Origin of the sequence: Lysobacter sp. FW306-1B-D06B, from assembly GCF_038446665.1 — a bacterium.
In the GTDB taxonomy this organism is placed as follows: domain Bacteria; phylum Pseudomonadota; class Gammaproteobacteria; order Xanthomonadales; family Xanthomonadaceae; genus Lysobacter_J.
Genome location: NZ_CP151802.1, coordinates 781,685 through 807,882, shown reverse-complemented (window position 1 = coordinate 807,882; position 26,198 = coordinate 781,685). Strand labels below are relative to the sequence as shown.

The window sequence follows — 26,198 nt, the reverse complement described above, 5'->3', positions numbered from 1 at the left end:
TGTGCATGAGCGAGAACCTCTACGCGCCGCCCGCCGCGCCGCTCATCGATCCGGCCCCGCTTGCGACGCAAGGCAACGAATTCTTCGTCGTCAGCCCCAGGAAGTTCCTGCTGCTGTTCGTGACAACGCTCGGCATGTACCAGCTCTACTGGTTCTACATGCACTGGGCGCGGTTCCGTACGGTGAACCGTCAGAAGATGCTGCCGATCGCGCGCGCCGCCTTCAGCATCTTCTTCACCCATGCCCTGACCCGGCAGATCGACAACCGCCTGCGACGCGATGACCGGCCCTACCCGTGGTCTGCTTCGGGCGTGGCGACCGTGTATGTCGCCCTGGCCGTCACGATGAACATCTTCGACCGCCTGGCATTCCGGGAGATCGGTTCGCCGATCACGGACCTGATCGGGATGGCGCTGGTGCCCGTGCTGGCGGTGACGGGAGTGCGGATCCAGAAGGCCGCCAACCTCGCTTGCGGCGACCCCGAGGGCGAGTCGAACCAGCACCTGACCTGGGCCAACTGGATCTGGCTGGTCATCGGGGCGCTGTTCTGGATCCTCTGCCTGTTGGGATTCTTCCTTCCCGAGTGATGGCGGGTGCCTTGAGGCACTGGCATGGGAGGTGCGGGATGTTAGCGTCGCCGCTAACCAGACACCGGGTCGTTCCATGCGCCGCCTCACGCTGATCAGCCTCGCCCTCGTCCTCGCGGCATGCCAGCGCGAGCAAGCGTCCACCGCACCGGCCAATGCGCCGGTGAAAGAGACTTACGACGCCTCCGCCAGCGCCGACGCGCGCCGCATCGAGGCCGATGTGCGCTTCCTCGCCGACGACCTGCTCGAGGGCCGCGAGGCCGGCACGCGCGGGTACGACCTGGCCTCGCTCTACGTCGCTCAGCGTTTCCGCGCGATCGGGCTGGCACCCGCGGGCGATGACGCAAGCTTCTTCCAGCGCGTGCCGATGCTGCGCGGCGTGCGCCAGGCCGACGGCAACGCACTGGTGATCGTGCGCGACGGCCGCGAGCGGGCGTTGGCCTTCCGCGACGACTTCCTTCCCGGCATCAACTTCAACGAAGCGCAGGCGAGCGTGGAAGCGCCGGCGGTGTTCGTGGGGCAGGGCGTGCACGCGCCGGAACTGCAGCACGACGATTTCGCCGGCGTGGACGTGAAGGGCAAGATCGCCGTGATGTTCAACGGCGCGCCGGCGCGCTTCGACAACGATCGTCGCGCCTTCCATTCTTCCTCGCGCACCAAGGCGGAGGAGTTGGTGCGACGCGGCGCGGTCGGCATCGTGGTGGTGCAGACCGACGACGAGCAGAAGCAGTCGCCGTGGACGCGTACCGCCGGAAACTGGGACCGCCCCGGCATGCGCCTGCGCGGCGAGGACGGCAAGGGCATCGACACGTTCCCGCAGCTGCGCGTGACGGCCACGGTCTCCACCGCACAGGCCGATGCGATGCTGTCCGCGGGCGGGCATATGGCGAAACAGCTCTTCCAGGACCTGCGCGACGGCAAGCTGCGCGCGTTCGACCTTCCCGGGACGCTCCGCCTGGCCGCGCATACGGCGATCACGCCGGTGGATTCACGCAACGTCGTCGCCCGCCTCGACGGTAGCGATGCGGCGCTGAAGAACGAACACGTCGTCTTCAGCGCCCACCTGGACCATGTCGGCATCGGCGCGCCCGTCAACGGCGATGCGATCTACAACGGCGCGCTCGACAACGCGCTGGGCATCGCGGTGATGCTGGAAGCCGCCAATCGCCTGGCCCACGATGCGGCGCCGCCGAAGCGCTCGGTGCTGTTCGTCGCGGTGACGGCGGAGGAGAAGGGCCTGCTCGGCGCGGAGTGGTTCGCGCGCCATCCGACGGTGCCCGCCGGCTCGCTGGTCGCCAACGTCAACATGGACATGCCGATGCTGCTGGCGCCGACGAAGGACGTGGTGCCGATCGGCCTGGAGCATTCCACGCTGCAGCCGCTGGTGCAGCAGGCGGCGAAGGAGATCGGTGTGTCGCTGTCGCCGGATCCGTCGCCGGAGGAAGTGGTGTTCGTGCGCAGCGATCAGTACGCCTTCATTCGCGCGGGTGTGCCGGCGGTGTACCTCGATGGCGGCTACACGGGCGTGGACGGCGATGCGAAGGCGATCCAGGACGCGTTCCTGCGCGATCGTTATCACCAGCCCGGCGACGATCTCACCCAGCCGATCCAATGGGCCGACGCGGCGCGACTGGCCAAGCTAAACGCGCGCATCGGCCAGCTCATCGCCGACGCACCGCAACGGCCGGTGTGGAACGAGGGCGATTTCTTCGGCGAGAAGTTCGGCAAGGCGGCTGCTCGATGATCGAAAGAGCCAGGTGTTGCGCTTGAGCCTGACGGCCTTGCACCCCTGGTTCGGGCAGCGCTGCGAGACGCTGCTGCGGTCCCGTCCCTCGTTGCGAGGCGGGTTGATTTGGACCGCGGCGTTCGCGGGCAGCGCCGGGCTGCTGATGGCGCTGGGTGCGTCGCCTGCGGGCTTCGCGAGCGGATGTCTGCGGCTGATCGCCACATGGCCCTTCACGAGCGCGATTGTCATTGCGCTGGTGATCGAGACCGTGGCGTCACGCCGGCTTTCACTCCTGGCTTGCGAGCTTCGCTCGGGATGGTTCGCGGCGCTGCCGATCTCGTCGCTGCGCGTTCGCATGACGCTGTTCGTCGTCGCCATCGGATACGGGCTGATCGGGCTGGGCGCATGGTCGGCCGTGATGGTCGCGGCGTGGTTCGATGCAAGCCGCTTCGTTTCGGGCTCGATGTTGCCGAGCATGACGGGACTCACGGCCGGTATCGGCATCGGCCTTTGGCGTTCGTTGCGCCCGCCGGCCACGGACCGCACGCATCACGCCGGTCGCCGCGAGCCTTTGTTCACCCGCGCGTTCGTGACAGACGCGTCGCTTGCAGGCGTGTCGCAATGGCAACGTCGTGCCGTCGTCCTGCGCTGGCGGCGAGGGCAGGGCGGGCACTTCTGGATCGTCGGTTCGATGTTCCTGCTGCTGCCCGATCGCTTGGGCCTGAAGCTTGCGACGGGCGCTGTGTTGATGGTCGTGTCCTGGCTCTGGGCCAGTCTCGCATTGCGCATGAGCCTGGACGTAGCCGGCGAGGCGCGTCAGCTGCTGCGTGCCACGCCGATCCAGGCGCATGACGGACGCAGGGCAGCGGTGGGCTATCCGTTGATCGCGCTTGCGTGCGCAACGGCGATCGCCTTGCTTGGCAATCTCGTGCTGGGATTTTCCTGGATGCGCATGGTGTGCTGGTTGACCGCGCTGGCGCTGACCTGCCTTCCCGCCGCGTGGCGTCTGCGGCATGCCAGCGGGAGCGCAGGCCGATGAGCGCGCTGCACGTCGAGGCCCTGCGCTACAGCATCCATCGCCAGCCGATCCTGCGCGGCATCGATCTCGTCCTGGCGCCGGGCGAGTTCGCCGCGCTGATCGGACCCAACGGCGCAGGAAAAACCACGCTCATGCAGTGCCTGTCGGGCGTGACCGCAGCCGATTCCGGCCGCGTCCGGATCGGTGGACACGATCTGGTCGCCGATCCCGTGGCGGCCAAGCGCCTGCTCGGAATGTCGATCGATCCGGCCCGCCTTCCACCGCTGCTCAGTGTGCGCGAGTGCCTGCGGCTGTTCGCCGGTGCGCGCGACCTGCCCAGGATTCCTTCGGCGACGTTGGCCTTGTGCGAGGCGCTTTCGCTGACGCCCATGCTCGACCGCTGGATCGGGCATTGCTCGCTGGGGACCCGGCAGAAAGTCGGCATCGTGCTGGGATTGCTCGGTGAGCCGCCGTTGCTGATCCTGGATGAACCGCTCAATGGTCTGGACCCACTCAGCGCCTACGCGTTGAAGGAGCACCTGCGGCGGTTGACGGGCGAACACGGAACGGCGGTGCTGCTGGCTACGCACGCGCTCGACATCGCCGAACGCTTCATCAACCGTGCGATGCTGATGGTGGATGGCACGATGCATCACGACTGGTCACGCCAGGAGTTGAAGGCCATCCGCGACGATCCGGACCGTTGCCTGGAACAGGCGATGGTCGAGGCGATGCGATGAGGAGGTCGCGATGAAGATGCTGGGCCTGATCGGCGGCATGAGCTGGGAATCCACCGTGCCGTACTACCGCTTGATCAATCAGACGGTGAAGGAGCGGCTCGGCGGGCTGCATTCGGCGCGGCTGCTGCTGTACAGCGTGGACTTCGCGCAGATCGAGAAGCTGCAGCATGCCGGTGATTGGGATGCAGCGGGCGAGGTGCTCGCCGACGCGGCGCGTTCGTTGAAGGCCGGCGGTGCGCAGCTGCTGGTGATCTGCACGAACACGATGCACAAGGTCGCCGACGCGGTGGAAGCCGCCAGCGGCCTGCCGCTGCTGCACATCGCCGATGCGACGGGCGAAGAGATCCGGCGTGCAGGGTTGCAACGCGTCGGCCTGCTGGGCACGCGTTTCACCATGGAGCAGGATTTCTATCGGAAACGGTTGATCGAACGGCACGGGCTGGAGGTGCTGGTGCCCGAGGCCGACGAACGCGAGATCGTCCACCGCGTGATCTACGACGAGCTGTGTCAGGGCGCCATCCGCGAAGAATCCCGCGCGCAGTACCGGCGCATCATGGCCGCGCTGGTCGAACGCGGTGCGCAGGGGATCATCCTGGGCTGTACCGAGATCGGTCTGCTGGTGGGGCAGGGCGATGCCAGTGTTCCGCTGTTCGACACCACGGCGCTGCATGCGCGCCACGCGGCGCTGGCGGCGTTGGCCGAGTAGGTCGTTGGCGCGCTGATGGCGCGCGAAACATCACGTCATTCCAACGAAAGCTGGGCTTCGCGGGAATGACGGTGAGGTCGTTTGCCGGCGTGGGAGTGCCCCCGCGTTGCGGGCCTGGGTCCCGGCCTTCGAGACGATGTTTTCCCGGCGTACCAGTGACCTCCCGCCCATGCGTCGCCAACCGCCGCCGCTACACTCGCCGCTTCCGACTTCCGCAGGACTTCCCCCATGACCCAGTGGTACTTCGTTTCCGCCGGCAACAGCCAGCGCGTCGGTCCGCTCGATGCCGATTCGGCGCAGGCGCACGCGCGCAGGCATCCTGATGACCTGTGCTGGCGCGAGGGCCTGTCGGGCTGGCAGGCGGTGAAGTCGATGCCCGAATTCGCCGAAGCCACCGGCGTGCAACCCGCGCACGTGCCACCGCCGACGCCGTCCGCGGCCGGCCGGCGCAGCGACGACATCGACTTCCGCATCGTCGGCAACGACATGCAGTTCGTCGAAGTGGAACTGGACCCGGGCGAGTGCGCGATCGCCGAGGCCGGCGCGCTGATGTACAAGGACGCGACCATCCAGATGGACACCGTGTTCGGCAACGGCCAGCACACGGGGCAGGGCGGCGGCCTCATGGACAAGATCTTCTCCGCCGGCAAGCGTGTGCTGACGGGCGAGAGCCTGTTCACCACGATGTTCACCCACGCCGGAACCGGCAAGGCGCGCGTGGCCTTCGCCGCGCCGTACCCGGGCACGGTGCTGGCGATGAAGCTGGACGAACACGGCGGTCGCCTGATCTGTCAGAAGGACAGCTTCCTGGCCGGCGCGCGCGGCGTGTCGGTGGGCATCGCCTTCCAGAAGCGCATCCTCACCGGCCTGTTCGGCGGCGAGGGTTTCATCATGCAGAAGCTGGAAGGCGACGGCTGGGTGTTCGTGCACGCCGGCGGCACCGTGATCGAGCGCGAACTGCGCGCCGGCGAGCGCCTGGACGTGGACACCGGCTGCGTCATGGCCTACCACCACACCGTGCAGATGGACGTGCGCGCGGTGGGCGGCATCAAGAGCATGCTGTTCGGCGGCGAGGGCATGTTCCTGGCCACGCTGACCGGCCCGGGCAAGGTGTGGCTGCAGTCGCTGCCCTTCTCGCGCATGGCCGGGCGCATGCTCGCGGCCGCGCCGCAGGGCGGCGGGCAGAATCGCGGCGAAGGTTCGGTGCTGGGTGGACTGGGCCGCATCCTGGACGGCGACAACAACTTCTGAGGACGGTGCGATGAGCGACTACTCCGGCACGCCATTGGCGAAGAAGCTCGGCTTCCGCGATGGCGCGACCGCGTGGACGCTCGCCGCACCGGAGCACTACCGCGCATTGCTGGATCCCCTGCCGCCGGGCGTGCGCTTCGTCGCGCGACTGGCGAAGGGCGTCGACATCGCCCATGTGTTCTGCCGCGAACGCGCCGAGCTGGCCGATGCCCTGGGCAAGTGCCGGAGCACGCTTGCGCCGGACGCGACCGTGTGGGTGTCGTGGCCGAAGAAGGCCTCGAAAGTCCCCACCGACATCACCGAGGACACGGTGCGCGAGGTGGCGCTGCCGCTGGGCTTCGTCGACGTGAAGGTCTGCGCGGTCGACGAGGTCTGGTCGGGGTTGAAGCTGGTGGTGCGCAAGGAATTGCGTTGAGCGTGTGCGCCGGAACGTTCGCCGCTGCGCGGCCTCGCTACCCCTCGCCAGTGCTCCCCTGAAAGCAAGGCAGGACGTTTGGGCGGACGGGCGATGAATGCTCGCCCAGCCTTCCATCGTTCCGCCAAATCCGCCCCGCTATCGCGCCTTGTGCCACGTGTATCCTGCGCCGCTGACCGCCCATCCATCCCACGCCATCGTGACCATGAACCCGCTCCGTTCCCTGCGCCCCGTGCTGCTGGCCTCGCTCGCCGTCCTGCTGGGCGCGTGTGGCGGTGAAGCAGTCAAGCCGACGCCACCGCCGTCCCTCTCGGCTCCGCCCGTGCAGGCACCGAAGGTGCGCATCGGCGTCGCGCTGGGCGGAGGCGCGGCGAAAGGCTTCGCGCACATCGGCGTGATCAAGATGCTGGAGGCCAACGGCTTCCAGCCCGAAGTCGTCTCCGGCACCAGCGCCGGCAGCGTGGTCGGTGCGCTCTATGCCAGCGGCATGGACGCCTTCGCCATGCAGAAGCAGGCCTTCGCGCTGGACGAGGCGTCCATCCGTGACGTCAGCCTGTTCTCCGGCGGCGTTGTGAAGGGGCAGAAGTTGCAGGACTACGTCAACGAGCTGGTCGGCGGCAAGACGATCGAGCGCATGCGCAGGCCGTTCGCGGCCGTGGCGACCAACCTGGAAACCGGCGACCGCACGGTGTTCGTGCGCGGCAACACCGGCCAGGCGGTGCGCGCGTCCAGCAGCATTCCGGGCGTGTTCGAGCCGGTGGCGATCGGCAAGTTCCACTACGTCGACGGCGGCGTCGTCAGCCCGGTGCCGGTGGATGCGGCGCGCCAGCTGGGCGCGGACCTCGTGATCGCCGTGGACATCTCCAGCAAGGCCAGCGGCAAGAACCCGGGCAGCATGCTGGGCAACGTCAACCAGTCGATCACGATCATGGGCCAGAGGCTGGGCGCGCAGGAACTCGCGCGTGCGGACGTGGTGATCCGCCCGAGCGTCAACGAGATCGGCCCGGCCGACTTCGAACAGCGCAACAACGCGATCATGGAAGGCGAGCGCGCCGCGCTGGCGGCGATGCCGCAGATCCGCGCGAAGGTGGCGCAGTGGCAGAAGGCGCGCACCGACGAGGCGAACGCGACGCGACGCGCCGCCGAACTCAAGGCCGAACAGGCCAAGCTGCGCGCGTTCTGCGAAGAGGAAGACCGCAAGTGGCTGTCGAAGCTGCGCCGCGATCCGCAGTGCAAGGCGCTGGCGGATCAGGGCGTGCTGTCGAACTAAGTGCGCTTTCGTAGCCCGGGTAAGCGAAGCGCACCCGGGGTGAAGGTGTGATGCGTCCCCGGGTGCGGCCTTCGGCCTTACCCGGGGCTACAGGCTCTTCAGGCCGCGTCGGTATTCAACACCAGCGGCGCCGCCTTGCGCGGCCGGCTCGGGAACGCGTGGCGCACGATCCGCCAGATCACCTGGCCGAACTGCTTCGGCAACGAACCGGTGTTGTAGTGCTGGCCGTAGCGCGCGCAGATCTCGCGCACCGTCGGCGCCACTTCGGCGTAACGGTTGGCCGGCACGTCCGGGTAGAAATGGTGCTCGATCTGGTGGCTCAGGTTGCCCGAGAGCACATCGATCAGGCGACCGCCGGAGATGTTCGACGAGCCGCGCAGCTGGCGCAGGTACCAGTGGCCGCGCGATTCGTTGCGGATGCATTCCTTCGGGAACGTCTCGGCGTCCGTGGTGAAGTGGCCGCAGAAGATGATCGTGTAGGTCCACAGGTTGCGGATCACGTTGGCCACGACATTGCCCAGCAGCACCGGCAGGAAGAACGGGCCGGCCAGCGCGGGGAACACGACGTAGTCCTTCACGAGCTGCCGCCCCATCTTGCGGCCGACCGGCACGAACTTGCGCCACATCTGGCGGTGCGTGATCTTGCCGGCGATCCAGCGGCCGAGCTTGAGGTTCTGGATCGCCACGCCCCACTCGAACAGCACCGCGAACACCACCGCGATCACCGGCTGCGCCAGGTAGTACGGGCGCCAGCGCTGTTCCGGGAAGATGCGCAGCAGGCCGTAGCCGATGTCGTCATCCAGGCCGCGCACGTTGGTGTAGGTGTGGTGGCGGTAGTTGTGCGTGTAGCGCCAGTTCTCGGCGGTGCCGACGATGTCCCACTCGTAGCTGCGGCCGTCCAGGTGCGGGTCGCGCATCCAGTCGTACTGGCCGTGGATGACGTTGTGGCCCAGCTCCATGTTCTCGAGGATCTTCGACAGGCCCAGTACCACCGCGCCCAGCACGCACAGCGGCCACAGCAGCGCGGGTGCGAACAGCAGCGAGAATGCGCCGACGTAGAGCAGGCCGCGACCGGCGACTTCGCTCCAGCGCACCCAGGCGACGATGCGCCGGATGTAGTTGGCGTCGCGCTGGCCGAGCGTGGCGACGGTGCGGGCACGCAGGGCGTCGAGCTCTTCGCCGAAGCGGTCGAGTTCGGCAGGGCTGAGGGCGCGGTTGCGGGACGTCATGTCGGGGGGCTCACAGATCGAGTTCGAGATCGCCGGCGGCGGCGTTGATGCACAGGCGCAGCGCCGAAACGGGTTCGGTGCCGACCTTGCCGGTGTTGAGGTCGCGCGTGACGCCGGCGGACTTGCCGCAGGCGCAGGTGTTGCAAATGCCCATGCGGCAGCCCGAGGCGGGCTTGAGGCCCTGTGCCTCCAGCGCCGTCAGCAGCGGCTGTCCGCGCGGCACGGTGAGTGTGCGGCCGCTGCGTTTCAGTGTGATGAGCGCTTCGCCGGTGTCTTCGAGCGAGACCTGCGGCGGCGTGAACGCCTCGGCATGGAAGCTGCGCGCCTGCGTTCCGGTCACCGCGCGCGCGGTCTCGACGAAGCCGCGCGGACCACAGGCGTAGACGTGGCGCTGCTCCCCGTCGGGCACGAGCGAGGCGAGCTGCGCGACGTCGAGGCGACCGGTCGGTGCACCGTCGGTGTCGGATTCGCGCGTGAGGATGCAGTGGACTGCGAAGTCCGGGTGCGCATCGGCCAGCGCCAGCAGTTCGTCTGCGAAGCACAGTTCATCGCGCGTGCGCGCCCAGTACAGCAGCGTCAGTGGCGCGGGCATACCGCGCCGGGCGTGTTCGCGCACCAGCGACATCAGCGGCGTGATGCCGCTGCCTGCGGCGAGGAACAGCCAGCCGGCCTCGTTCGCCTGAGGCCAGGTCATCTCGCCGAACGCCGGCCCGACGCGCAGGACGTCGCCGACGCCGGCGCGTTCGAACAGATGGACGCTGAGCTTGCCGCCTTCGATCCGCTTGACGGTGATGGCGAGGCGGCCGTCATCGCGCGGTGCGTCGCTGAGGCTGTAGCTGCGCGTGACCGCGACGCCGTCGATCTCGACGCTGATGTTCAGATGCTGGCCCGCGTGGAAGCCGCGCCAGTGACGGTTGGGCTTGAGCACGAGGGTGACGGCATCGCGCGATTCGACGCGACGCTCGACGATGCGGGCCAGCGGGCGGTCCCAGGTCCAGGTGCGATCCAGGCGGGACGCCCAGAAATCGAACACGCTCGGGGCGACACAAGCATTCAGTAGGCGCCGCAGACCACGCGGACGCTTCGGGGGACGGACGACGGCACTCATGACTGGCACTATACAGACAAGCGCACAGATGTCTATACGACTGTATATTGAGTCCCCGATATGATGTTCAGTCATCCGCCGCCGTGCACGCCCTCGTGAGCCCACAGACCCAGTTCCACGCTGAATCCGAGCACGCGGCAGCCCGAAAGGGCGCGATCTCGCGCGAGGACCTGCTGGCCGCGGCGCTGAAGCTGATCGGCCCGCACCGCAGCGTGTCCACGCTGAGCCTGCGCGAGGTCGCACGCGAAGCCGGGATCGCGCCGAACAGCTTCTACCGGCAGTTCCGGGACATGGACGAGCTGGCCGTGGCCTTGATCGACCTGGCCGGCCTGTCGCTGCAAAAGATCATCGACGCGGCCCGCCTGCGCGCGGCCAGGGACCGCAGCGCGGTGCGCGGCGCGGTCGAGGCGTTCGTGGAGCAGCTACGCGCCGACGACCAGCTGCTGCACGTGCTGCTGCGCGAAGGCACCGCCGGCTCGGACTCCTTCAAGCACGCCGTGGACCGGCAGCTCAGCTTCTTCGAAGAGGAGCTGCGCATCAGCCTCATCCAGATCAACGCCGCGCAGGGCGTGGTCCTGCGCGAGCCGGCGCTGGTGGCCAAGGCGATCACCCGCCTGGTCTTCGCCATGGGCGCCACGGCCATGGACCTGCCGCGCGAGAAGGACCCGGAGCTGGTCCGTCAGCTCACCTTGATGGTTCGCATGATCATCGCCGGATCCCGGACGTTGGCGACAGAAAACGGCCTAAACCCGACCTGATCGCCTCAGCGCGCGGGCAACGGCACGCCGCTCAGGGCCTTCACGGTCCTCAGCACAAAACTGGAATTCACGTCCGCCACGCCGGCCTGGTTGAGCAGGCGGTCGAGCAGGAACCGCGAAAAATGCTCCAGGTCCTGCACGACGATCTGCAGCAGGTAGTCCATGTCGCCGGTCAGGGCATGGCAGGCGACGACCTCGTCCCACTGGTTCACGAAGTCGCGAAAAGCGGCGATCGCGTCGGCATCGTGCCGTGAAAGCTGCACGCGGACGAAGGCCTGGAGCCCGAGGCCCAGGCGCTCGGGATCCACTTCGGCCCGATAGCCCGAGATCACCCCCTCCCGCTCCAGCCGCTGCACTCGTCGCAAGCAGGCGGAGGCGGACAGGTGCACGCGTTCGGCCAGTTCGGCGTTGGTCAGGCGGCCCTGGCGCTGGAGTTCGGCGAGGACGAGCAGGTCGGTGCGATCGAGGTCGACGGCGGGCATCGGATTGCGTCAGTTCGTTATTCGACGCAATGATCTTGCGCCTAAGCCCATCATGCGCGCAACAACGCAAGCCCATTGCGCGGCGAGGCCGGTAAAGTCGAATTTCGACACAGGAGCGCCGCATGAACCTCGGAACCCCCTCGCGCGTGGAACACCAGCTCACCGACAAGGGCTACGTTCCGGTGTACACGACGGCGGTCGTCGAGCAGCCGTGGTCCTCTTACAGCGCCACCGATCACGAGGTGTGGAGCACGCTGTTCAAGCGCCAGCGCGAGATCCTGGTGGGCCGCGCCAGCGACGAATTCCTGCGCACCCAGGAAGCGATGGGCATGACGCCCGACCGCATCCCCAAGTACGAAGACCTCAACCGCCTGCTGCGCAAGGCAACGGGCTGGGAGCTGGTCGGCGTCGAGGGCCTGCTGCCGGAGCTCACGTTCTTCGATCATCTCGCCAACCGCCGTTTCCCGGTGACGTGGTGGATCCGCAAGCCCGAGCAGCTGGATTACCTGGCCGAGCCGGACCTGTTCCACGACCTGTTCGGCCACGTGCCGCTGCTGATGAATCCCGTCTTCGCCGACTACATGCAGGCCTACGGCCGCGGCGGCGTGAAGGCACACGGCATCGGCCCGGAAGCACTGGTCAATCTGACGCGCCTGTACTGGTACACGGTCGAGTTCGGCCTGATCAAACAGGACGACGGCCTGCGCATCTACGGCAGCGGCATCGTGTCGTCGAAGGGCGAATCCATCCACTGCCTGGAGAGCGCCGCGCCGAACCGCATCGGGTTCGACCTGGAGCGCATCATGCGCACGCGTTACCGCATCGACACCTTCCAGAAGACCTACTTCGTCATCGACACCTACGAGCAGTTGATGGACGCGACGCGACCGGACTTCACGCCGATCTACGAGCGACTGGGGCAGCAGGAATCCATCCCCGCCGGCACCGTGCTCGCCACCGACACCGTGTTCAACCGCGGCACGGGCGAGGGCTGGGCGACGGATGGGGATGTCTGAGGGCGCTGGCGTTCCGTAGGGTCGAAGCCGTCATCCCCGCGAAGGCGGGGATCCAACTTCCAGGCGAACCACGCTCGACGGAAAGCTTGAGGTAGTTCGCCGTGGATGGTGCGGCCGTTCGGCAGCCCAAAAGCCCCGCCTTCGCGGGAATGACAGCATGGGCACTCCAGCGCATCTCTCAAAGGTCGTCCCAGCGAACGATGGCACCTCACGGCCGCGCCAGCGCCTCCATCCCACGCTGGATCTCCACGCTCGCACGACGCTCCTGTTGCAGCAGCTGTTTGGCCAGCGCGCGCGCGGCCACGCGCAGCTCCGGCACGGCCGTGATTTCCCACAACTGCGCTCGCAGCAGCGGGCCGAGCGCATAGAGCCCGCGCACGGGCAGCCCACTCCCGTCCAATGCTTCGAAGCGCGGTGAGGCTTCGATGCCCAGCCCCAGCGGATCGGCGGTGATCAGCCCGGAGTCGCGAAGCTGCGCGATCAACGGATGACTCGTGCGGTCTACATCGGTGTCGAAGCCGGTGGCGCGGATCACCACATCGAACTCTTCGCGGCTGGCGTGCGAGAAGCCGCGCTCGCGGATCAGCACTTCGACCGCGTCGCTGGTACGCCGCGCACGCAACAGCCGGCCCGCGCGCACGCGCAGGCGACCGCGCGTGCGCAGCTCCTCCAGCTCGTGCGCGAGCGTTGGTGCAAGGCGGTGACGCAACACCTCCCAATGCGAGCGCAGGTGACGCAGGAAACGCGCACGCTCCGGCGTGGCCAGGCCGCGCCAGAAGCCCTGCAGGTACGGACGCAATGCATCGATCAGGCTGCGCCAGTCGGGGACGATCGGCGTCAGCGCGCGCAGGGCGCGCACCAGTTCCGGCAGATCGTGCGTGTTGATCGCGTGCAGCACGGTGGGCGGCAATGCGATCGGCGCCGCCGGTTCGTCCGTGTGCGACTGCGGCAGAAGACCATGACGCGACAGCGCGGTGATCGGCCCGCGATGGCCGCGCCGGTGCAGCGTGGCGACCACGTCGGCCATCGTCAGTCCCGTGCCGATGATGAGCACGCGCTGGTTGGGCGCGATGTGGTCGATCGCGCCAATGCCGTCCAGCCCGTTCTGCCACGGCCAGGCGACGTAGCTGGGATGCACCGCCAGGCGCGGCCCGATGCCCGCCAGCGGCTGCGGCGGCAGCGCGCCGACGGTGAGCACGACGCGATCGCTGAGGAAATCCGAACCGTCCGCCAGATGCACGCGGAACGCGCTGCCTGCGCGATCGATCGCGATGGCTTCCTGCGGGATTCGATTGAAGCCGGCCAGCGACAGCTGCGCCGCCGCCTGCAGGCGCGAATGCAGGTACTCGCCATAGACCAGGCGCGGCAGGAAGCTGGTGCGTGCACGCTCGGTCAGATTGAGCCAGTCGGCGAACTCGCCGGGATGATCCGCCGTCGCACCCAGATCGCGTGCGCGCACGTTGAGCAGATGCTCCGGTCGCGCCTCGCCGTAGGCCACGCCTCGGCCGAAGCTGTCGGACACCCCGACCAACTGGATGTCCACGCCGGCGGGTGCGGCGCGGGCCAGTTCGGTGGCCAGCGCGCATCCGCTGAAGCCCGCGCCGATGATGCTGATCCGCATGTCGTTTCTCCCGGGGTCGTCGTGCGCCTATTGGTAGGCGATCGCCGGACGGCGGAAGTAAACGGTGGGTTATGCGGCCGCGTGTTTCACGCAACGCTTCGTCAGTGCTTCATAACCGATCGGAATCTGTCCTTCACGCGCCCTGCGCGCGCGCCGTTGCCGGCCCCGGCGCGCGGGTGGCACGCGGCTTCCAGCGGCGGTCGAGCAGCACCTTGGCGACGATCGCCAGCGCCAGCGGACCGAACCACGCGGCGTAGTGGAGCGCGGTGCCGTTCACCGACGGCAGCAGGCGCGGCAGGCCGATGCCGAGGAAGGCGATGTGCGTGGCGATGCGTTGCCGATCATCGCGGTGTAGTGCTCGCTCATCCACCAGCGCGGCGTCGTGCCGAGCGTGGCGTGGCGCAGCCGGCGGCGCAGCATGTCCGCGCCGGTGAACAGGCCTACCGCCGAGAAACCGATCAGCAATGCCGCGCCCACCTTCAGGCCCAGCACGAGCACGCCCGCGCCGGACAGCAGCGACAACACGGCGAGCGAGACATAGACCGGCCCCATAAAGCGCGCCGCGGACGCCTTGTCGCGTATCGCGCGCCACGACACCCACACGCCGGTCGAAGTGATGACGACCAGATACCCAAGGAACGCGGAGGTGACGACGACGTGCCCGTCCATCCAGCGCGCAATCGCCATCGGCGCGGCGGTCAGGATGATGCCGACCATGGCCAGCAGATAGACACGGCCCGCGCCGCGGTGCGCCGGCGTGCCCTTGCGCAGCAGGCCGGCGGTCCAGAAGGTGATCAGGGCGATGACGCCCACCAGCACATGCACGGCAACCAGCAGCTTGTACGCGGTCATGACGGCGATTCCTGTCGCTGCGTCCTGTGCGGACGTTGACGACACGATGCGCGCCGGCCGCGACGCATCGCAGTGCCCGCCGTCATCCCGCCGACCTGCCGGAAGTCACTTCCTGCATCGGCGGCATTGCGGTGGCGCAGCAGCGGCCGCAGCATGGCGGCATGAACGAACGCGCCCGCCAGGCCCTGCAACCGCTCAATTTCGCCGCCGCCGCCACGCTGCTGGCGGTGGGCTATGGCATGCAGTACGAACTCCAGGGCGCGCGGATGACGCTGGCGTGGGTGCTGCTCGGCCTCACCATGCTGAGCATCCTCGCGCTGGACTGGCTGCCGCGTCGGCCGGTGGCGCGCGCGCTCCTGTACGCGTTGCAGGCGGCGATCGCCTACACGCTGATCGCGCTGGCGCCGCGCCTGGGCATCGCGCCGGTGCTGCTGGTGGTGCTGATCGCCGAGTTGGCGATGGAGTATCGGCCGCGCGTGGTGGTCGCGTTGGCGCTCGCGCTCAACGCGGGCCTGTACTTCGCGCTGGAGAGGGGCGGCCATGCCGCGCCGCTGTTGCAGCTGTCGTTGTATATCGGCTTCCAGTCGTTCGCCGCATTGACCACGCACTACGCGCGCAGTGCCGAGTTGGCGCGCGACCGCCTGGCCCTGGTCAACGCCGACCTGCTCGCCACGCGCGCCCTCCTCGCCGACAGCGCCCGCGACAACGAACGCCTGCGCGTGGCGCGCGAACTGCACGATGTCGCTGGCCACAAGCTCACCGCGATGACCCTCAACCTGCGCGCGCTGGCCGCCGATCCGGCGTTCGCCGGACGGCAGGAGATCGCGCTGGCGCAACAGCTCTCCAGTGAGTTGCTCAGCGACATCCGCGGCATCGTCCAGGCGATGCGCCACGACCAGGGCCTGGACCTGGGCACGGCACTGCGCGCACTCGCTGCGCCGATGCCGAGACCGTCGTTGCGCCTGCGCATCGACGATGCAGTGCGCGTCACCGATCCGGCCACCGCCGAGGCCGTCCTGCGCCTGGTGCAGGAAGCGCTGACCAACAGCGCGCGCCACGGCGATGCCGACGTGGTGGACGTGTCCATCGGTGCGGGCGATGGACGCCTGCGCATCCGCGTGGAAGACAACGGCCAGCTGCGCGGCGCGATCCGCGAGGGCAACGGGCTGTCGGGGATGCGCGAACGCGTGACGGCCGCCGGCGGCGAGCTGGCGCTGAGCCGCTCCGAACACGGTGCGTTGCGCATCGACGCGAGCCTGCCCGCATGACGGCGCCGCGCATCGCGCTGGCCGACGACCAGGCCATCGTCCGCGCCGGCCTGCGCGCCTTGCTGGAGCGCCAGGGCATCACGGTCGTCTTCGAGGCCGCCGACGGCGCGCAGCTGCTGGAACAGTTGGAACACACGCACGTCGACGTCGTCCTCAGCGACATCCGCATGGCCGGGCTGGATGGCATCGAAGCCCTGCGCCGCCTGCGCGCGCGTGGCGACAGCACGCCCGTGCTGCTGCTCACCACGTTCGACGAAAGCGAGCTGCTGCTGCAGGCGACGCAGGCCGGTGCGCAGGGTTTCCTGCTCAAGGACGCCGCACCGGAAGACCTGCGCGACGCGATCGCCCGCGTGGCCGCCGGCGAGACGCTGCTGCAACCGGTCAGCACCGACCCGGTGCGCGCTCGCTACCAGTACCACCAGCAGGAAGCGCCGCGCGAGACCTTCACCGAGCGCGAAGTGGCGATCCTGCGCCTGCTGGCCGGCGGCTATTCGAACAAGGAGATCGCGCGCGCGATGTTCCTCGCCGAAGGAACGGTGAAGAACTATGTGTCGGTGATCCTGGAGAAGCTCGGCACGCGCGATCGTACGCGCGCGGTGCTCAAGGCGATCACGCTGCGTGTGATCTGAAAGCCGCGCGGCTTCAGCTCGCCACGACTTTCACCGTCCACAGCCCCAGCCCCGTCATCGCCAGCGACCCCAGCAGGTGCAGCGCGATCACGCCGAACGCCCAGGCGTAGTCCTGACGCTGCAGCAGATCCACCGTTTCGGCGGAGAACGTGGAGAACGTGGTCAGTCCGCCCAGCAGCCCCGTGATGACGAACAACCGCCATTCCGGCGCCAGCTGCGGCATCTGGGCGAAGCCCGCGACCGCCAGCCCGATGAGGTAACCGCCAACGAGGTTCGCCGCCAACGTGCCCATCGGCACCGCGTGGTGCAGCGGATTCAGCCACAGGCTCAGGCCCCAGCGTGCCCACGCGCCGAACGCGGCTCCGACGGCGATGGCGACCAGCGAGTAGAGCATCGGAACCTCCTTCAGTGCGCAGGTGCGAGCGTACGCGTGCCGCCGCCACCTCGGCCAGTCACGGCAAGCGATCCGCCTCGCACACGGCAAGCCGCCTGCACGGACGCGGGACTAGACTGCGGCTTCCCCCGCACGTGTACGCCCCCATGAACGACCGCATCCGCCACGCCGGCCTGCGCGAAAAGCGCATGTCCGCCGAGCACGCCGCCGCCCTGATCCAGCCCGGCATGACCGTGGCGATGAGCGGCTTCACCGGCGCCGGTTATCCCAAGGCCGTGCCGCAGGCCCTCGCGGCCCACATCGAGGACGCCCACGCACGCGGCGAGGCCTTCCGCGTGAAGGTGCTGACCGGCGCCTCGACCGCGCCGGAGCTCGACGGCGTTCTCGCCCGTGCCGAGGGCATCGAGCTGCGCCTGCCCTACCAGTCCGACCCCAGCCTGCGCGAGCGCATCAACGCCGGCGATCTTCACTACATCGACATGCATCTGAGCCATGTCGCGCAGCACACCTGGTTCGGGTTCTTCGGTGCGGTGGACGTGGCCGTGGTGGAGGTCACCGCGATCACCGACGACGGACACCTCGTGCCGTCCTCGTCGGTGGGCAACAACAAGACCTGGCTGGAGCAGGCCGACAAGGTCATCCTCGAAGTGAACCGCTGGCAGCCGGCCGCACTGGAAGGCATGCACGACGTCTACTACGGCACCGCGCTGCCGCCGAACCGCAAGCCGATCCCGCTGCTGCACCCGGACGACCGCATCGGCGAGCCGTGGCTGCGCTGCGATCCGTCGAAGGTCATCGCCGTGGTCGAGACCGACGCGCCGGATCGCAATTCGCCGTTCACGCCGCCGGATGCGACCTCGCGCCAGATCGCCGCGCACCTGCTCGACTTCCTCGCCCACGAAGTGCGCCGCGGCCGCCTGTCGCCGCAGCTGCTGCCGTTGCAATCGGGCGTGGGCAACATCACCAACGCGGTGCTGGCCGGACTGGGCGAGGCGGGTTACCGCGACCTCACCGCCTTCACCGAGGTGATCCAGGACGGCATGCTCGACCTGCTCAAGCGCGGCGTGGTGCGCGTGGCCTCGGCGACGTCGTTCTCGCTCAGCCCGGCGGCGATCGACGAATTCCTCGATCACGTCGACTTCTATCGCGAGCGCATCGTGCTGCGCACGCAGGAGATCTCCAACCACCCCGAACTCGTGCGCCGCCTGGGCTGCATCGCGATGAACGGCATGATCGAGGTCGACCTGTACGGCAACGTCAACTCCACGCACGTTGCCGGCACGAAGATCATGAACGGCATCGGCGGCAGCGGCGACTTCGCGCGCAACGCATACCTGTCGGTGTTCATGTCTCCGAGCACGGCGAAGAACGGCGCGATTTCCTCGATCGTGCCGATGGCCAGCCACGTCGACCACACCGAGCACGACGTGATGGTGATCGTCACCGAACAAGGCGTCGCCGACCTGCGCGGCCTGTCGCCGAAGCAGCGTGCGCAGCGCGTCATCGACTCGTGCGCGCATCCGGACTATCGGCCGATGCTGCAGGACTACTTCGACCGCGCCCGACGCGAGAGCTTCGGCAAGCACACGCCGCACCTGCTGGGCGAAGCGCTGTCGTGGCATGAGCGGTTCGTGGAGACGGGGTCGATGCGGGTGTAGTGCGTGTCAGTGCGTCGTCCCTGCCAATAGCGTCATCCGCTCAAGTACCGTCATCCCGGCGAAGGCCGGGATCCAGGCTGTCACGCTCTCCGACCCATCACGTCATTCCAGCGAAAGCTGGAATCCATTTCGCTCCGCTGCTCACAGGCCACGGGGAAGCGTGGAAAGCCGCTGGAGAGTGCCGCCATACGGCGGCCCAAGAGCCCCGCCTTCGCGGGAATGACGGTGCGGTAGTCACCGGAGAAGGAGTGCCCGCGGGTTGCATGCGTAAGTCACCCGCACGCGTCGAGTCGAATCACGACCCACTCACCGCCTTCAAGTACGCCGCCAACCCCCGCTCCCGCGTCTCGACGAACGTCTCCCCCGTCGGCGAATAGCTGACGATGCGATCGGGGCGGAAATTGCGGAAGTCGGCGCGCAGCCGGCACCACGCGCCCAGCGTCCAGCTGCCGCCCCAGAAGGCCAGGCACAGCGGTTCGATCTCGCGCTCCGTCGGGCGCGCATCGTTGTCGCGATAGCTCATGCGCAGCACCAGCGCGCCGGTCACCGCCGCGTGCAGGTCGTCGATCAGTCCGCTGTTCTCGAGCCGGTCCACTTCCGGCGCGAAGATACGCGTGCGCGAACTGCGTTCGCGCAGCTCCGGCGGCAACACTGCTTCGATCTTCAGCAACGCCGCCGCGGCCTCGCGCCCCAGCCGCTTGCCGCCGAAGGCACGCACGAAGCGCGTGCCGACCACCAGGGCTTCGAGCTCGTCGGGCGTGAACATCAGCGGCGGGATGTCCGAGCCTTTACGCAGCAGATAGCCCACGCCCGCTTCGCCTTCGATGGGAACACCGGAGCGCTGCAGGTCGGCGACGTCGCGGTACACCGTTCGCAACGACACGCCGAGCTCCTCGGCCAGTCGCTGTGCGGTGAGAGCGGAACGGCGTCCACGCAGGGCATGGATCAACAGGAAGAGGCGGTCGGCGCGGCGCATGCGCCATGATCGCGCGCCGACGCGCCGCACTCAATCGGCACGACGACGCAGGACGCGACGGCGATCACGCACGCAGCTCCGAACGCTGCGTCGGCGTCAGGCGCAGCCGTTGCGGCGGCTGCTTCAAGCCGTGCAGCAGCGATTGCGCGACGCCGCTTCGCCATTCGCCATCGACCAGCAGCGCGGCTTCGTAGCGATGGTGCGCGTCCGCGTCGGCGAAGCGCGCGAACCACACCAGCGCCTGTTCGCCTTCGCGCACCGGCAGTCGCGGATAGGTGTTAGCGCTCTCTTCGGTGACATACACACCGATCAGCTCCGCACCGGCGGAGCGCAGACGCGGAGCGAGCTGCTCTTCGAAGCGCGCGAGGAAGCCGGCATCGGCCGGTGCATCGAGCAGGCAGATGCCCGCTTCGATCAGACCATCGTCCGTGCGGGCGTCGCCAAGCGCGGGGCGCGGCGATGGATTCGGCGCGAAGCCGGAATCGCGCCGCGCCGGTCGCAGCAGCAGCACGTCGTCGCTGTCGACGATGGTGGCATTGGCTGCTTCACGATGGCGCTTCCAGGTTGGACCGGAATAGAAGCCCTCCAGCGCCTCGGCCCGCACCGGCATGTCGGCGAAGCCGCGCAGCCAGACGAAGCGGTCCTGCGCGTCGAGGTCGCGGAACTGCCCGATGACGTGCATGCCCACCGCTTCCTGCGGTTCGATGAATTCACGCTCGAACAGTTCGATCAGCTCGTCGCGGCGCGCGGGCTGCATCGCGTACTGGCGCAGTTCGATCACGCCGTCCTCGTGCAGCAGGCGGCCGTCGTCGTCGGTGCGACGGAACCACATGTGCCAGTTCGTCTCCCATGTGGCGCCCTCGTCGATGGAAAACGCCTGCTGCCAGTGCGCGGTATTCGCGCTCGCCTGGCTCCAGCGGAAGCGAACGCGCACCGGGCGACCTTCGTGCTCGTCGGAACCAAAGAACGTGCCCACGCGCGTGCCTTGCGGCGTGGTATCGAAGGCGCCCGTCATCGGCGCGTCGAGAACGCCGTCGTGGTTTCCGGCCCAGTAGATCGACCACTGCTTCGAGTCGGGACTGAACAAGCGCAGCGTCATGCCGATGAAGCGCTCGTCGCTGCCGGGGCGCGTCCAGTCGCTGACGAAGTCGTCGACATTGCCCATGCCGCCGAGCAACGGCTGGCACAGCTGCGTGGCGTGGAAGATCTCCCAGTCCCCGGAACCGGCGAGGCGCTGCGTCAGGCGCTCGTTGCGGATGTGCCAGCGGCCGTGGAGGAAGTCGAAGTCGTGCCGGCCGTCCTGGCCGGTGGCGGTGATCATGGTGCTGGTGTCCCCGGTGGTTGCAACGGCGCGCGCCGCCGCGCGGAACGGCAGCAGCCACGCGGTCTGCGCCATCGTGGCCAGTTGCAGGAACAGCCGGCGCTGGCGGCGCCACGCGGGCTCGAGAACGGCGTCGAAGGCGTTGCCCATGGCGGGCTCCGTTACAGTCGTGCGCAATCGCACGACCGCAGAATGGACGGGCGCTGCTGACAGGGTCCTGTCAGCAGGCGCACTCAGACCGCCGGGAAGAACACCGTGACCGCCAGGCCCTTGCCGTCCAGGCCGTCGTCGACATGGATCGTCGCGTGATGGGTGCGGGCGATGCGCGCCACCAGCGACAGGCCGATGCCGCTGCCGCGCTCTGCTCCGCCATTGGCCCGATAGAAGCGATGGAAGATGCTCTCGCGCTCCGCCGCGGGAACCCCCGGGCCGTCGTCGGCCACGCACAGCGCGATGCCGCCAACGCCATCGCGCACGTCGCGGCGGCACATCACTTCGATGCGCCCGCCTTCACCGGCGTAGCGCACGGCGTTGTCGACGAGGTTGCGGATCAGGATGCCGAGCTGGTCGACATCGCCACGGATGCGGCCGTCCTCGGTGCGCAGGCCGATGCGCTGGTGGCGCTCGCGCGCAAGCGTTTCGAAATCGCGCACGACCAGCACCAGCAGCGGCGCCAGGTCCAGCGGCGCGAGCGTGGGCGAGGCGACGGCCGCGTCGATGCGCGCCAGGTCGAGCAGCTGTTCCGACAAGCGCGCCGCGCGCGATACGCCGGCGCTCAGGCGGCGCAGCGCGGTGTTGCGTTCTTCTTCCGTCGCGGCACGGCGGGCGAGGTCGGCGTGCGCGCTCAGCACGGCCAGCGGCGTGCGCAGTTCATGCGCGGCATCGGCGATGAAGCGGCGTTCGTTCTGCACCGCCTGGTCCACGCGCGTGAGCTGGTCGTTGAACGCGTCGACCAGCGGGCTGAATTCGGTGGGAAGTCCCGGCGCCTGCAGCGGCGTGAGATCCAGCGGCTGGCGCGCGCGCAATGCCTCGCGCAACGCCGCGACCGGCCGCAGCGAGCGGCCGATCACCACCCACACCGTCAGCACGAAGAGCACGAAGATCAGGCCCGCCGCGAGCAGGCTCAGGCCGATCCAGCGCGCCACTTCGTTGGCGATCATCTCCTTGGAACGTCCCACCTGCACAGTGAGGCCACGGCGTGGATCGGTGAGGCTGTAGACGTGCCAGACCTGGCCGGAAATAGTGCGTCGCGCGAAGCCATCGCGAAAATCGGGCTTGAGCGGTTCGTCGGGCGCGGCGATGGAATACACCACGTTGTTGCCCTTCACCCACACCTGCCAGCTCATCTTGTGGTCGCGCTGGCCGGCCGGCAGCGCGGGGCGCTCGCGGGCGGGCAGCAGTTTCAGGCCGTCGGGCATCGACTCCAGGATCTGCGAGGCCACCTCGCGTTGCGACTCGTCCCAGAAGCCGTAGTGCGCGCGCGAAAGCTGCCACGCCTGGCAGCCGAGCCAGATCAGCCAGGCCACCAGCACGCATTTCACCGACACCCACGTCAGCCGCCACCGCAGCGAACGCGCCTTCACGACGACGCTCCTCCGTTGATGCGATAGCCCTGGCCGTGCACGGTGACGATCAGCTGCTCGCCGAGCTTGCGTCGCAACTGGTGCACGTAGACGGCGATGGTGTTGCTCTCGATCGTGCCGGAGCTGCCGTACACCGCTTCCTCCAGTTGTTCGCGCGTGACCACGCGGCCCTGGCGCTCCATCAGCAGCAGCAGGGTGCGGAACTCGTGCGCGCTCAGCGCGACCTGTGTGCCGTCGCGCGTGACTTCGCGGCGCGCGGGATCGAGCACCACGCCGTTGAAGCTCAGCACGGGCGAGACGCGCCCCTGCGTGCGACGCATCACCGCGCGCAGGCGCGCGAAGAGCTCGTCGGGCTGGAAGGGTTTGACGATGTAGTCGTCGGCACCGGCGTCGAGGCCGGCGATGCGGTCGCTGAGCTTGTCGCGCGCGGTGAGGATGATCACCGGCGTCGCGTCGTAGCGGCCGCGCAGATACGTGAGCACGGTCAGGCCGGAACTGCCAGGCAGACCCAGGTCGAGCAGGACGGCGTCGAAGTCGTGTTCGACCAGCGCCGTGCGCGCGAGCGCGGCGTCGCCGGCGGTGTCGACACGGAAGCCGTGCGCGCGCAAGCCGGCGCACAGCGCCTCGGCCAGCATCGTGTCGTCTTCCACCAGGAGCAGGTTCATCGCGGTCCAGTCGTCTCGTGCAGGTGGCCAGTGTCGCCGGTCGCGTTTAAAAAGTTCTTAAAGGACGGCGCGCAGGCTGTGCCTCCCATGCGCCGCGCTCCGCATCGTACCGGGAGGCCACATCCCGGAGATCGCGCGGCGGTCGCTTTTCGCTCCCCCGGTGACCCATGACCGCCACATCCCTGCTGTTCCGCATGCCCGCGCCGGCCGTTTCGCCCGTGTCGGTGCGACCGGTTCGCCCCGAGGACTCGCATACACTGCTGCGCCTGGCGCGCGCATCGAACCACGACGATGCGGCGTGGACGGACCTGCTGGAGTTCAACGAGGCGCTGTTCGAGGCGCCAGTGCGCGCCTGGGCGTGGCTCGCCTTCGCGGGCGACGCAGCGGTGGGGCATGCGGTCGCGACGGTCGGCTTCTCCCTGCGCGCACGCGGGTACTGCCTGCAGCTGGATTCGCTGCACGCCAGCGAAGAATGGGCGGACGCCGCCGAATCGGCATTGTACGACGAAGTGCGTGCGATGGCGCGTCGGCTCGGCTGCGTGCAGCTGCACTGGTACGGGCCGCATGACGATGCCGCACGTTTCGACACTCCCGACGCACGGCGCGATGGCCAGCGCCATGTGCTCTGCCTCCTCTGATCGCGCCATGCCGCGCCTATTGCTGGTTGCACTGATGACCACCGGACTGCTTGCTTCCTGCTCCACCACGTCGCCCTATGCCGCCTCGCCACAGTTCCGTGACGGCGGTTTCCGCAATCCCGTCGCGCCGAAACAGGCGGGGCTCGGGCAGATGCCGCGCATGCTGTGGCGCTTCCTGTTCGACAAGCCCGATGACGCGCGACCCGAAGCGCCGCCGCCGGTGAAGCCGCTCACGCGTGCGCAACTGCTGGCCGCGCCGGACGGAACGCTGTTCCGCTTGGGCCATTCGACGATGCTGTTGAAGTTGTCCGGCGGTTTCTGGCTCACCGATCCGGTGTTTTCCGAGCGCGCATCGCCCGTGCAATGGGCCGGGCCGAAGCGCTTCCACGCGCCGCCGATCGCGATGGACCAGCTGCCGCCGATCGAAGGCGTGATTCTTTCCCACGACCATTACGACCACCTGGACCGAGCGGCCGTGCTGGCCCTGGCGGAGAAGACCCGGCATTTCATCGCGCCGCTGGGCGTGGGCGATCTGCTGGTGGAATGGGGCGTGGACCCGGCCAAGGTGCAGCAGCTGGACTGGTGGCAGGAGACGCGCATCGCCGGCGTGCGCCTGGTCGCTACGCCCGCGCAGCATTTCTCCGGACGCGGCCTGTTGGCGAAGAATCCGACGCTGTGGGCGTCATGGGTGATCGAGGCCGATGGGTTGCGCGTGTTCTTCAGCGGCGACAGCGGCTATTTCGATGGCTTCCGTACGATCGGCGACCGGTTCGGCCCGTTCGACCTCACGCTGGTGGAATGCGGCGCCTACGACGCGATGTGGAGCGGCGTGCACATGCAGCCGGAGGAAACCGTACAGGCGCACCTGGACCTGCGCGGGCGCCGACTGCTGCCGGTGCACAACGGCACCTTCGATCTGGCACTGCACGGCTGGCAGGAACCGTTTACACGGGTCAGCGCGAGTGCTGCGCAACACGGTGTCGCGGTCACAACGCCGGGCTTCGGTGAAGCGGTGGACATCCGCAATCCGCCTGCGGAACGCGCGTGGTGGCTGCCCTCGCCGTAGTCATCGGCGACAATGGCGGTCCGTTTCCATCGCGGCACCGCCCATGACGAACACCCCGCAGTCGATTTCCCTCACCCGCTATCTCATCGAAGAGCAGCGTGCCGGCCGCATCAACGCCGACCTGCGCTTGCTGATCGAAGTGGTGGCGCGCGCGTGCAAGACCATCTCCATCGCCGTGGGCAAGGGCGCGCTCGGCGGCGTGCTGGGCGATGCGGGCAGCGCCGGTGAGGCGTCCATCAACGTCCAGGGCGAAGCGCAGAAGAAGCTCGACGTGTTGTCCAACGAGATCCTGCTGGAAGCCAACGCCTGGGGCGGCCACCTTGCCGGCCTGGCGTCGGAGGAGATGGACACCTCGCAGCCGATTCCCGACGTCTATCCGCGCGGCAATTACCTGCTGCTGTTCGATCCCCTGGACGGCAGCTCCAACATCGACGTGAACATTTCCGTCGGCACCATCTTCTCCGTGCTGCGCGCGCCCGATGGCGTGGCCCAGGCGCAGGATGAGGATTTCCTGCAGCCCGGCACGGCGCAGGTTGCCGCGGGCTACTGCACCTACGGGCCGAGCACGATGCTGGTGCTCACCGTCGGCAACGGCACGCACGCCTTCACGCTGGACCGCGAGATCGGCAGCTTCGTGATGACCACGCGCGGCATGCGGATTCCGGAGGAGACGAAGGAGTTCGCCGTGAACATGTCGAACCAGCGTTTCTGGGAAGCGCCGATGCAGCGCTACGTCGGCGACCTGCTCGCCGGCAAGGAAGGCCCGCGCGGCAAGGACTTCAACATGCGCTGGGTGGCCTCGATGGTCGCCGACGTGCACCGCATCCTCACCCGCGGCGGCATCTTCAGCTATCCGCTGGACAGCAAGTGCGCGGCCAAGGGCGGCAAGTTGCGCCTGATGTACGAGGCCAACCCGATGTCGCTGCTGGTCGAACAAGCCGGTGGCGCGGCGAGCACGGGTCGCCAGCGCATGCTGGAAGTGCAGCCGACCGGATTGCACCAGCGCGTGCCGGTGTTCCTGGGCTCGAAGCTCGAAGTCGAAGCCGCGGTGCGTTATCACGCCGAGCACGACGCGTCCGCATGACGGCATCGCACTGCGTTTGATTGAGTGGCGCCCGCCAAGGCGGCGCCACTCACGAACGTGAATCGCATTGGCGCGTTTCATGTCACGTGCCCACACACGGATTCAGAATCACAACGCGTCGTTCTTGACCGCTCATC

General features: G+C 68.3%; 27 protein-coding genes. 16 read left to right on the top strand and 11 right to left on the bottom strand.

The features are described from left to right. Positions 1-5: 5 nt before the first annotated feature. The 8 genes from AAFF32_RS03735 to AAFF32_RS03700 all read left to right on the top strand — a co-directional run bounded on the left by AAFF32_RS03735 (position 6) and on the right by AAFF32_RS03700 (position 7,713). Positions 6-587, top strand: coding sequence for a hypothetical protein (locus AAFF32_RS03735; protein ID WP_342316527.1), 582 nt, complete (start codon positions 6-8; stop codon positions 585-587). A gap of 76 nt (positions 588-663) precedes the next feature. Continuing rightward, a complete protein-coding gene (locus AAFF32_RS03730; RefSeq protein ID WP_216964842.1) occupies positions 664-2,331 on the top strand; it encodes a M28 family metallopeptidase in 1,668 nt (555 codons plus the stop codon). Positions 2,332-2,353: 22 nt separating this feature from the next. After that, on the top strand, positions 2,354-3,352 hold the full coding sequence (locus tag AAFF32_RS03725; RefSeq protein ID WP_342316526.1) for a hypothetical protein: 999 nt from the start codon (positions 2,354-2,356) through the stop codon (positions 3,350-3,352). Next, positions 3,349-4,071, top strand: coding sequence for an ABC transporter ATP-binding protein (locus tag AAFF32_RS03720; protein ID WP_342316525.1), 723 nt, complete (start codon positions 3,349-3,351; stop codon positions 4,069-4,071). Before AAFF32_RS03725 ends, AAFF32_RS03720 begins: the two co-directional genes overlap by 4 nt. A 10-nt stretch (positions 4,072-4,081) precedes the next feature. Beyond that, positions 4,082-4,777 carry an aspartate/glutamate racemase family protein gene (locus AAFF32_RS03715; RefSeq protein ID WP_342316524.1) on the top strand — a complete coding sequence of 232 codons (696 nt, stop codon included), beginning with the start codon at positions 4,082-4,084 and terminating at the stop codon, positions 4,775-4,777. Positions 4,778-5,005: 228 nt separating this feature from the next. Further along, on the top strand, positions 5,006-6,028 hold the full coding sequence (locus AAFF32_RS03710) for a TIGR00266 family protein (RefSeq protein ID WP_216964849.1): 1,023 nt from the start codon (positions 5,006-5,008) through the stop codon (positions 6,026-6,028). Positions 6,029-6,038: 10 nt separating this feature from the next. Continuing rightward, positions 6,039-6,443: a DUF3052 family protein gene (locus tag AAFF32_RS03705; RefSeq protein WP_342316523.1), complete on the top strand. Its 405-nt coding sequence runs from the start codon at positions 6,039-6,041 to the stop codon at positions 6,441-6,443. Between the two features lie 205 nt (positions 6,444-6,648). Beyond that, the gene (locus AAFF32_RS03700; RefSeq protein ID WP_216964854.1) at positions 6,649-7,713 is read left to right on the top strand and encodes a patatin-like phospholipase family protein; all 1,065 of its coding nucleotides are present in this window, start codon (positions 6,649-6,651) and stop codon (positions 7,711-7,713) included. 98 nt (positions 7,714-7,811) lie between these two features. Here the strand turns inward: AAFF32_RS03700 and AAFF32_RS03695 are convergent, their stop codons facing one another. Both AAFF32_RS03695 and AAFF32_RS03690 read right to left on the bottom strand, forming a co-directional pair. Further along, complete coding sequence (locus AAFF32_RS03695; protein WP_342316522.1) at positions 7,812-8,942, bottom strand: acyl-CoA desaturase; 1,131 nt, start codon at positions 8,940-8,942, stop codon at positions 7,812-7,814. 10 nt (positions 8,943-8,952) lie between these two features. Next, complete coding sequence (locus tag AAFF32_RS03690; protein ID WP_342316521.1) at positions 8,953-9,975, bottom strand: ferredoxin reductase; 1,023 nt, start codon at positions 9,973-9,975, stop codon at positions 8,953-8,955. Between the two features lie 170 nt (positions 9,976-10,145). On the opposite strand from AAFF32_RS03690, the gene fabR reads away from it, so the two are divergent. Continuing rightward, entirely contained in the window at positions 10,146-10,808 is a 663-nt protein-coding gene (gene fabR, locus AAFF32_RS03685) for an HTH-type transcriptional repressor FabR (protein ID WP_216964860.1), read from the top strand. A 5-nt stretch (positions 10,809-10,813) separates the two neighbouring features. On the opposite strand, the gene AAFF32_RS03680 is transcribed toward fabR, so the two are convergent. Continuing rightward, positions 10,814-11,290, bottom strand: a complete 477-nt coding sequence (locus AAFF32_RS03680; RefSeq protein ID WP_216964862.1) for an Lrp/AsnC family transcriptional regulator — start codon at positions 11,288-11,290, stop codon at positions 10,814-10,816. A 122-nt stretch (positions 11,291-11,412) separates the two neighbouring features. Between AAFF32_RS03680 and phhA the strand changes: the two genes are divergently transcribed. Next, a complete protein-coding gene (gene phhA / locus AAFF32_RS03675; protein ID WP_342316520.1) occupies positions 11,413-12,306 on the top strand; it encodes a phenylalanine 4-monooxygenase in 894 nt (297 codons plus the stop codon). A 208-nt stretch (positions 12,307-12,514) separates the two neighbouring features. Here the strand turns inward: phhA and AAFF32_RS03670 are convergent, their stop codons facing one another. The 3 genes from AAFF32_RS03670 to AAFF32_RS03660 all read right to left on the bottom strand — a co-directional run bounded on the left by AAFF32_RS03670 (position 12,515) and on the right by AAFF32_RS03660 (position 14,779). Then, positions 12,515-13,927: an FAD/NAD(P)-binding protein gene (locus tag AAFF32_RS03670; protein ID WP_216964866.1), complete on the bottom strand. Its 1,413-nt coding sequence runs from the start codon at positions 13,925-13,927 to the stop codon at positions 12,515-12,517. 133 nt (positions 13,928-14,060) lie between these two features. Continuing rightward, a complete protein-coding gene (locus AAFF32_RS03665; protein ID WP_342316519.1) occupies positions 14,061-14,204 on the bottom strand; it encodes a hypothetical protein in 144 nt (47 codons plus the stop codon). Next, entirely contained in the window at positions 14,201-14,779 is a 579-nt protein-coding gene (locus AAFF32_RS03660) for a hypothetical protein (protein ID WP_342316518.1), read from the bottom strand. Before AAFF32_RS03660 ends, AAFF32_RS03665 begins: the two co-directional genes overlap by 4 nt. A gap of 161 nt (positions 14,780-14,940) precedes the next feature. Here AAFF32_RS03660 and AAFF32_RS03655 point away from each other — a divergent pair, with 161 nt between their 5' ends. Then, positions 14,941-16,047: a histidine kinase gene (locus tag AAFF32_RS03655; protein WP_216964870.1), complete on the top strand. Its 1,107-nt coding sequence runs from the start codon at positions 14,941-14,943 to the stop codon at positions 16,045-16,047. Next, complete coding sequence (locus AAFF32_RS03650) at positions 16,044-16,676, top strand: response regulator transcription factor (RefSeq protein ID WP_216964872.1); 633 nt, start codon at positions 16,044-16,046, stop codon at positions 16,674-16,676. Before AAFF32_RS03655 ends, AAFF32_RS03650 begins: the two co-directional genes overlap by 4 nt. A gap of 13 nt (positions 16,677-16,689) precedes the next feature. Here AAFF32_RS03650 and crcB read toward each other — a convergent pair whose 3' ends face one another. Further along, positions 16,690-17,070, bottom strand: a complete 381-nt coding sequence (crcB, locus tag AAFF32_RS03645; RefSeq protein ID WP_216964874.1) for a fluoride efflux transporter CrcB — start codon at positions 17,068-17,070, stop codon at positions 16,690-16,692. 146 nt (positions 17,071-17,216) lie between these two features. Between crcB and AAFF32_RS03640 the strand changes: the two genes are divergently transcribed. Continuing rightward, positions 17,217-18,728: an acetyl-CoA hydrolase/transferase family protein gene (locus AAFF32_RS03640; RefSeq protein ID WP_216964876.1), complete on the top strand. Its 1,512-nt coding sequence runs from the start codon at positions 17,217-17,219 to the stop codon at positions 18,726-18,728. Between the two features lie 295 nt (positions 18,729-19,023). Here the strand turns inward: AAFF32_RS03640 and AAFF32_RS03635 are convergent, their stop codons facing one another. The 4 genes from AAFF32_RS03635 to AAFF32_RS03620 form a co-directional block, all read right to left on the bottom strand. Further along, positions 19,024-19,704: a YafY family protein gene (locus AAFF32_RS03635; RefSeq protein WP_216964878.1), complete on the bottom strand. Its 681-nt coding sequence runs from the start codon at positions 19,702-19,704 to the stop codon at positions 19,024-19,026. 64 nt (positions 19,705-19,768) lie between these two features. Further along, positions 19,769-21,208, bottom strand: a complete 1,440-nt coding sequence (locus tag AAFF32_RS03630; protein ID WP_342316517.1) for an NIPSNAP family protein — start codon at positions 21,206-21,208, stop codon at positions 19,769-19,771. A 50-nt stretch (positions 21,209-21,258) separates the two neighbouring features. Next, positions 21,259-22,608 carry an ATP-binding protein gene (locus tag AAFF32_RS03625; protein ID WP_342316516.1) on the bottom strand — a complete coding sequence of 450 codons (1,350 nt, stop codon included), beginning with the start codon at positions 22,606-22,608 and terminating at the stop codon, positions 21,259-21,261. Beyond that, entirely contained in the window at positions 22,605-23,273 is a 669-nt protein-coding gene (locus AAFF32_RS03620) for a response regulator transcription factor (RefSeq protein WP_216964890.1), read from the bottom strand. Before AAFF32_RS03620 ends, AAFF32_RS03625 begins: the two co-directional genes overlap by 4 nt. 167 nt (positions 23,274-23,440) lie before the next feature. Here AAFF32_RS03620 and AAFF32_RS03615 point away from each other — a divergent pair, with 167 nt between their 5' ends. The 3 genes from AAFF32_RS03615 to AAFF32_RS03605 are packed head-to-tail and all read left to right on the top strand — an operon-like array spanning position 23,441 to position 26,061. Next, positions 23,441-23,911: a hypothetical protein gene (locus AAFF32_RS03615; protein WP_342316515.1), complete on the top strand. Its 471-nt coding sequence runs from the start codon at positions 23,441-23,443 to the stop codon at positions 23,909-23,911. A gap of 7 nt (positions 23,912-23,918) precedes the next feature. Beyond that, a complete protein-coding gene (locus AAFF32_RS03610) occupies positions 23,919-24,977 on the top strand; it encodes an MBL fold metallo-hydrolase (RefSeq protein WP_342316514.1) in 1,059 nt (352 codons plus the stop codon). 43 nt (positions 24,978-25,020) lie between these two features. After that, positions 25,021-26,061, top strand: a complete 1,041-nt coding sequence (locus AAFF32_RS03605; RefSeq protein ID WP_216964897.1) for a class 1 fructose-bisphosphatase — start codon at positions 25,021-25,023, stop codon at positions 26,059-26,061. Positions 26,062-26,198: the final 137 nt, after the last annotated feature.

Excerpts from the sequence above, each read along its gene's own strand:
- AAFF32_RS03655 (WP_216964870.1), top strand. The coding sequence starts at position 14,941 with ATGAACGAACGCGCCCGCCAGGCCCTGCAACCGCTCAATTTCGCCGCC.
- AAFF32_RS03635 (WP_216964878.1), bottom strand. The coding sequence starts at position 19,704 with ATGCGCCGCGCCGACCGCCTCTTCCTGTTGATCCATGCCCTGCGTGGA.
- AAFF32_RS03680 (WP_216964862.1), bottom strand. The coding sequence starts at position 11,290 with ATGCCCGCCGTCGACCTCGATCGCACCGACCTGCTCGTCCTCGCCGAA.
- phhA (WP_342316520.1), top strand. The coding sequence starts at position 11,413 with ATGAACCTCGGAACCCCCTCGCGCGTGGAACACCAGCTCACCGACAAG.
- AAFF32_RS03735 (WP_342316527.1), top strand. The coding sequence starts at position 6 with ATGAGCGAGAACCTCTACGCGCCGCCCGCCGCGCCGCTCATCGATCCG.
- AAFF32_RS03640 (WP_216964876.1), top strand. The coding sequence starts at position 17,217 with ATGAACGACCGCATCCGCCACGCCGGCCTGCGCGAAAAGCGCATGTCC.
- AAFF32_RS03610 (WP_342316514.1), top strand. The coding sequence starts at position 23,919 with ATGCCGCGCCTATTGCTGGTTGCACTGATGACCACCGGACTGCTTGCT.
- AAFF32_RS03710 (WP_216964849.1), top strand. The coding sequence starts at position 5,006 with ATGACCCAGTGGTACTTCGTTTCCGCCGGCAACAGCCAGCGCGTCGGT.
- crcB (WP_216964874.1), bottom strand. The coding sequence starts at position 17,070 with ATGCTCTACTCGCTGGTCGCCATCGCCGTCGGAGCCGCGTTCGGCGCG.
- AAFF32_RS03730 (WP_216964842.1), top strand. The coding sequence starts at position 664 with ATGCGCCGCCTCACGCTGATCAGCCTCGCCCTCGTCCTCGCGGCATGC.
- AAFF32_RS03605 (WP_216964897.1), top strand. The coding sequence starts at position 25,021 with ATGACGAACACCCCGCAGTCGATTTCCCTCACCCGCTATCTCATCGAA.
- AAFF32_RS03715 (WP_342316524.1), top strand. The coding sequence starts at position 4,082 with ATGAAGATGCTGGGCCTGATCGGCGGCATGAGCTGGGAATCCACCGTG.
- AAFF32_RS03720 (WP_342316525.1), top strand. The coding sequence starts at position 3,349 with ATGAGCGCGCTGCACGTCGAGGCCCTGCGCTACAGCATCCATCGCCAG.
- AAFF32_RS03620 (WP_216964890.1), bottom strand. The coding sequence starts at position 23,273 with ATGAACCTGCTCCTGGTGGAAGACGACACGATGCTGGCCGAGGCGCTG.
- AAFF32_RS03650 (WP_216964872.1), top strand. The coding sequence starts at position 16,044 with ATGACGGCGCCGCGCATCGCGCTGGCCGACGACCAGGCCATCGTCCGC.
- AAFF32_RS03705 (WP_342316523.1), top strand. The coding sequence starts at position 6,039 with ATGAGCGACTACTCCGGCACGCCATTGGCGAAGAAGCTCGGCTTCCGC.
- AAFF32_RS03700 (WP_216964854.1), top strand. The coding sequence starts at position 6,649 with ATGAACCCGCTCCGTTCCCTGCGCCCCGTGCTGCTGGCCTCGCTCGCC.
- AAFF32_RS03695 (WP_342316522.1), bottom strand. The coding sequence starts at position 8,942 with ATGACGTCCCGCAACCGCGCCCTCAGCCCTGCCGAACTCGACCGCTTC.
- AAFF32_RS03660 (WP_342316518.1), bottom strand. The coding sequence starts at position 14,779 with ATGACCGCGTACAAGCTGCTGGTTGCCGTGCATGTGCTGGTGGGCGTC.
- AAFF32_RS03615 (WP_342316515.1), top strand. The coding sequence starts at position 23,441 with ATGACCGCCACATCCCTGCTGTTCCGCATGCCCGCGCCGGCCGTTTCG.
- AAFF32_RS03670 (WP_216964866.1), bottom strand. The coding sequence starts at position 13,927 with ATGCGGATCAGCATCATCGGCGCGGGCTTCAGCGGATGCGCGCTGGCC.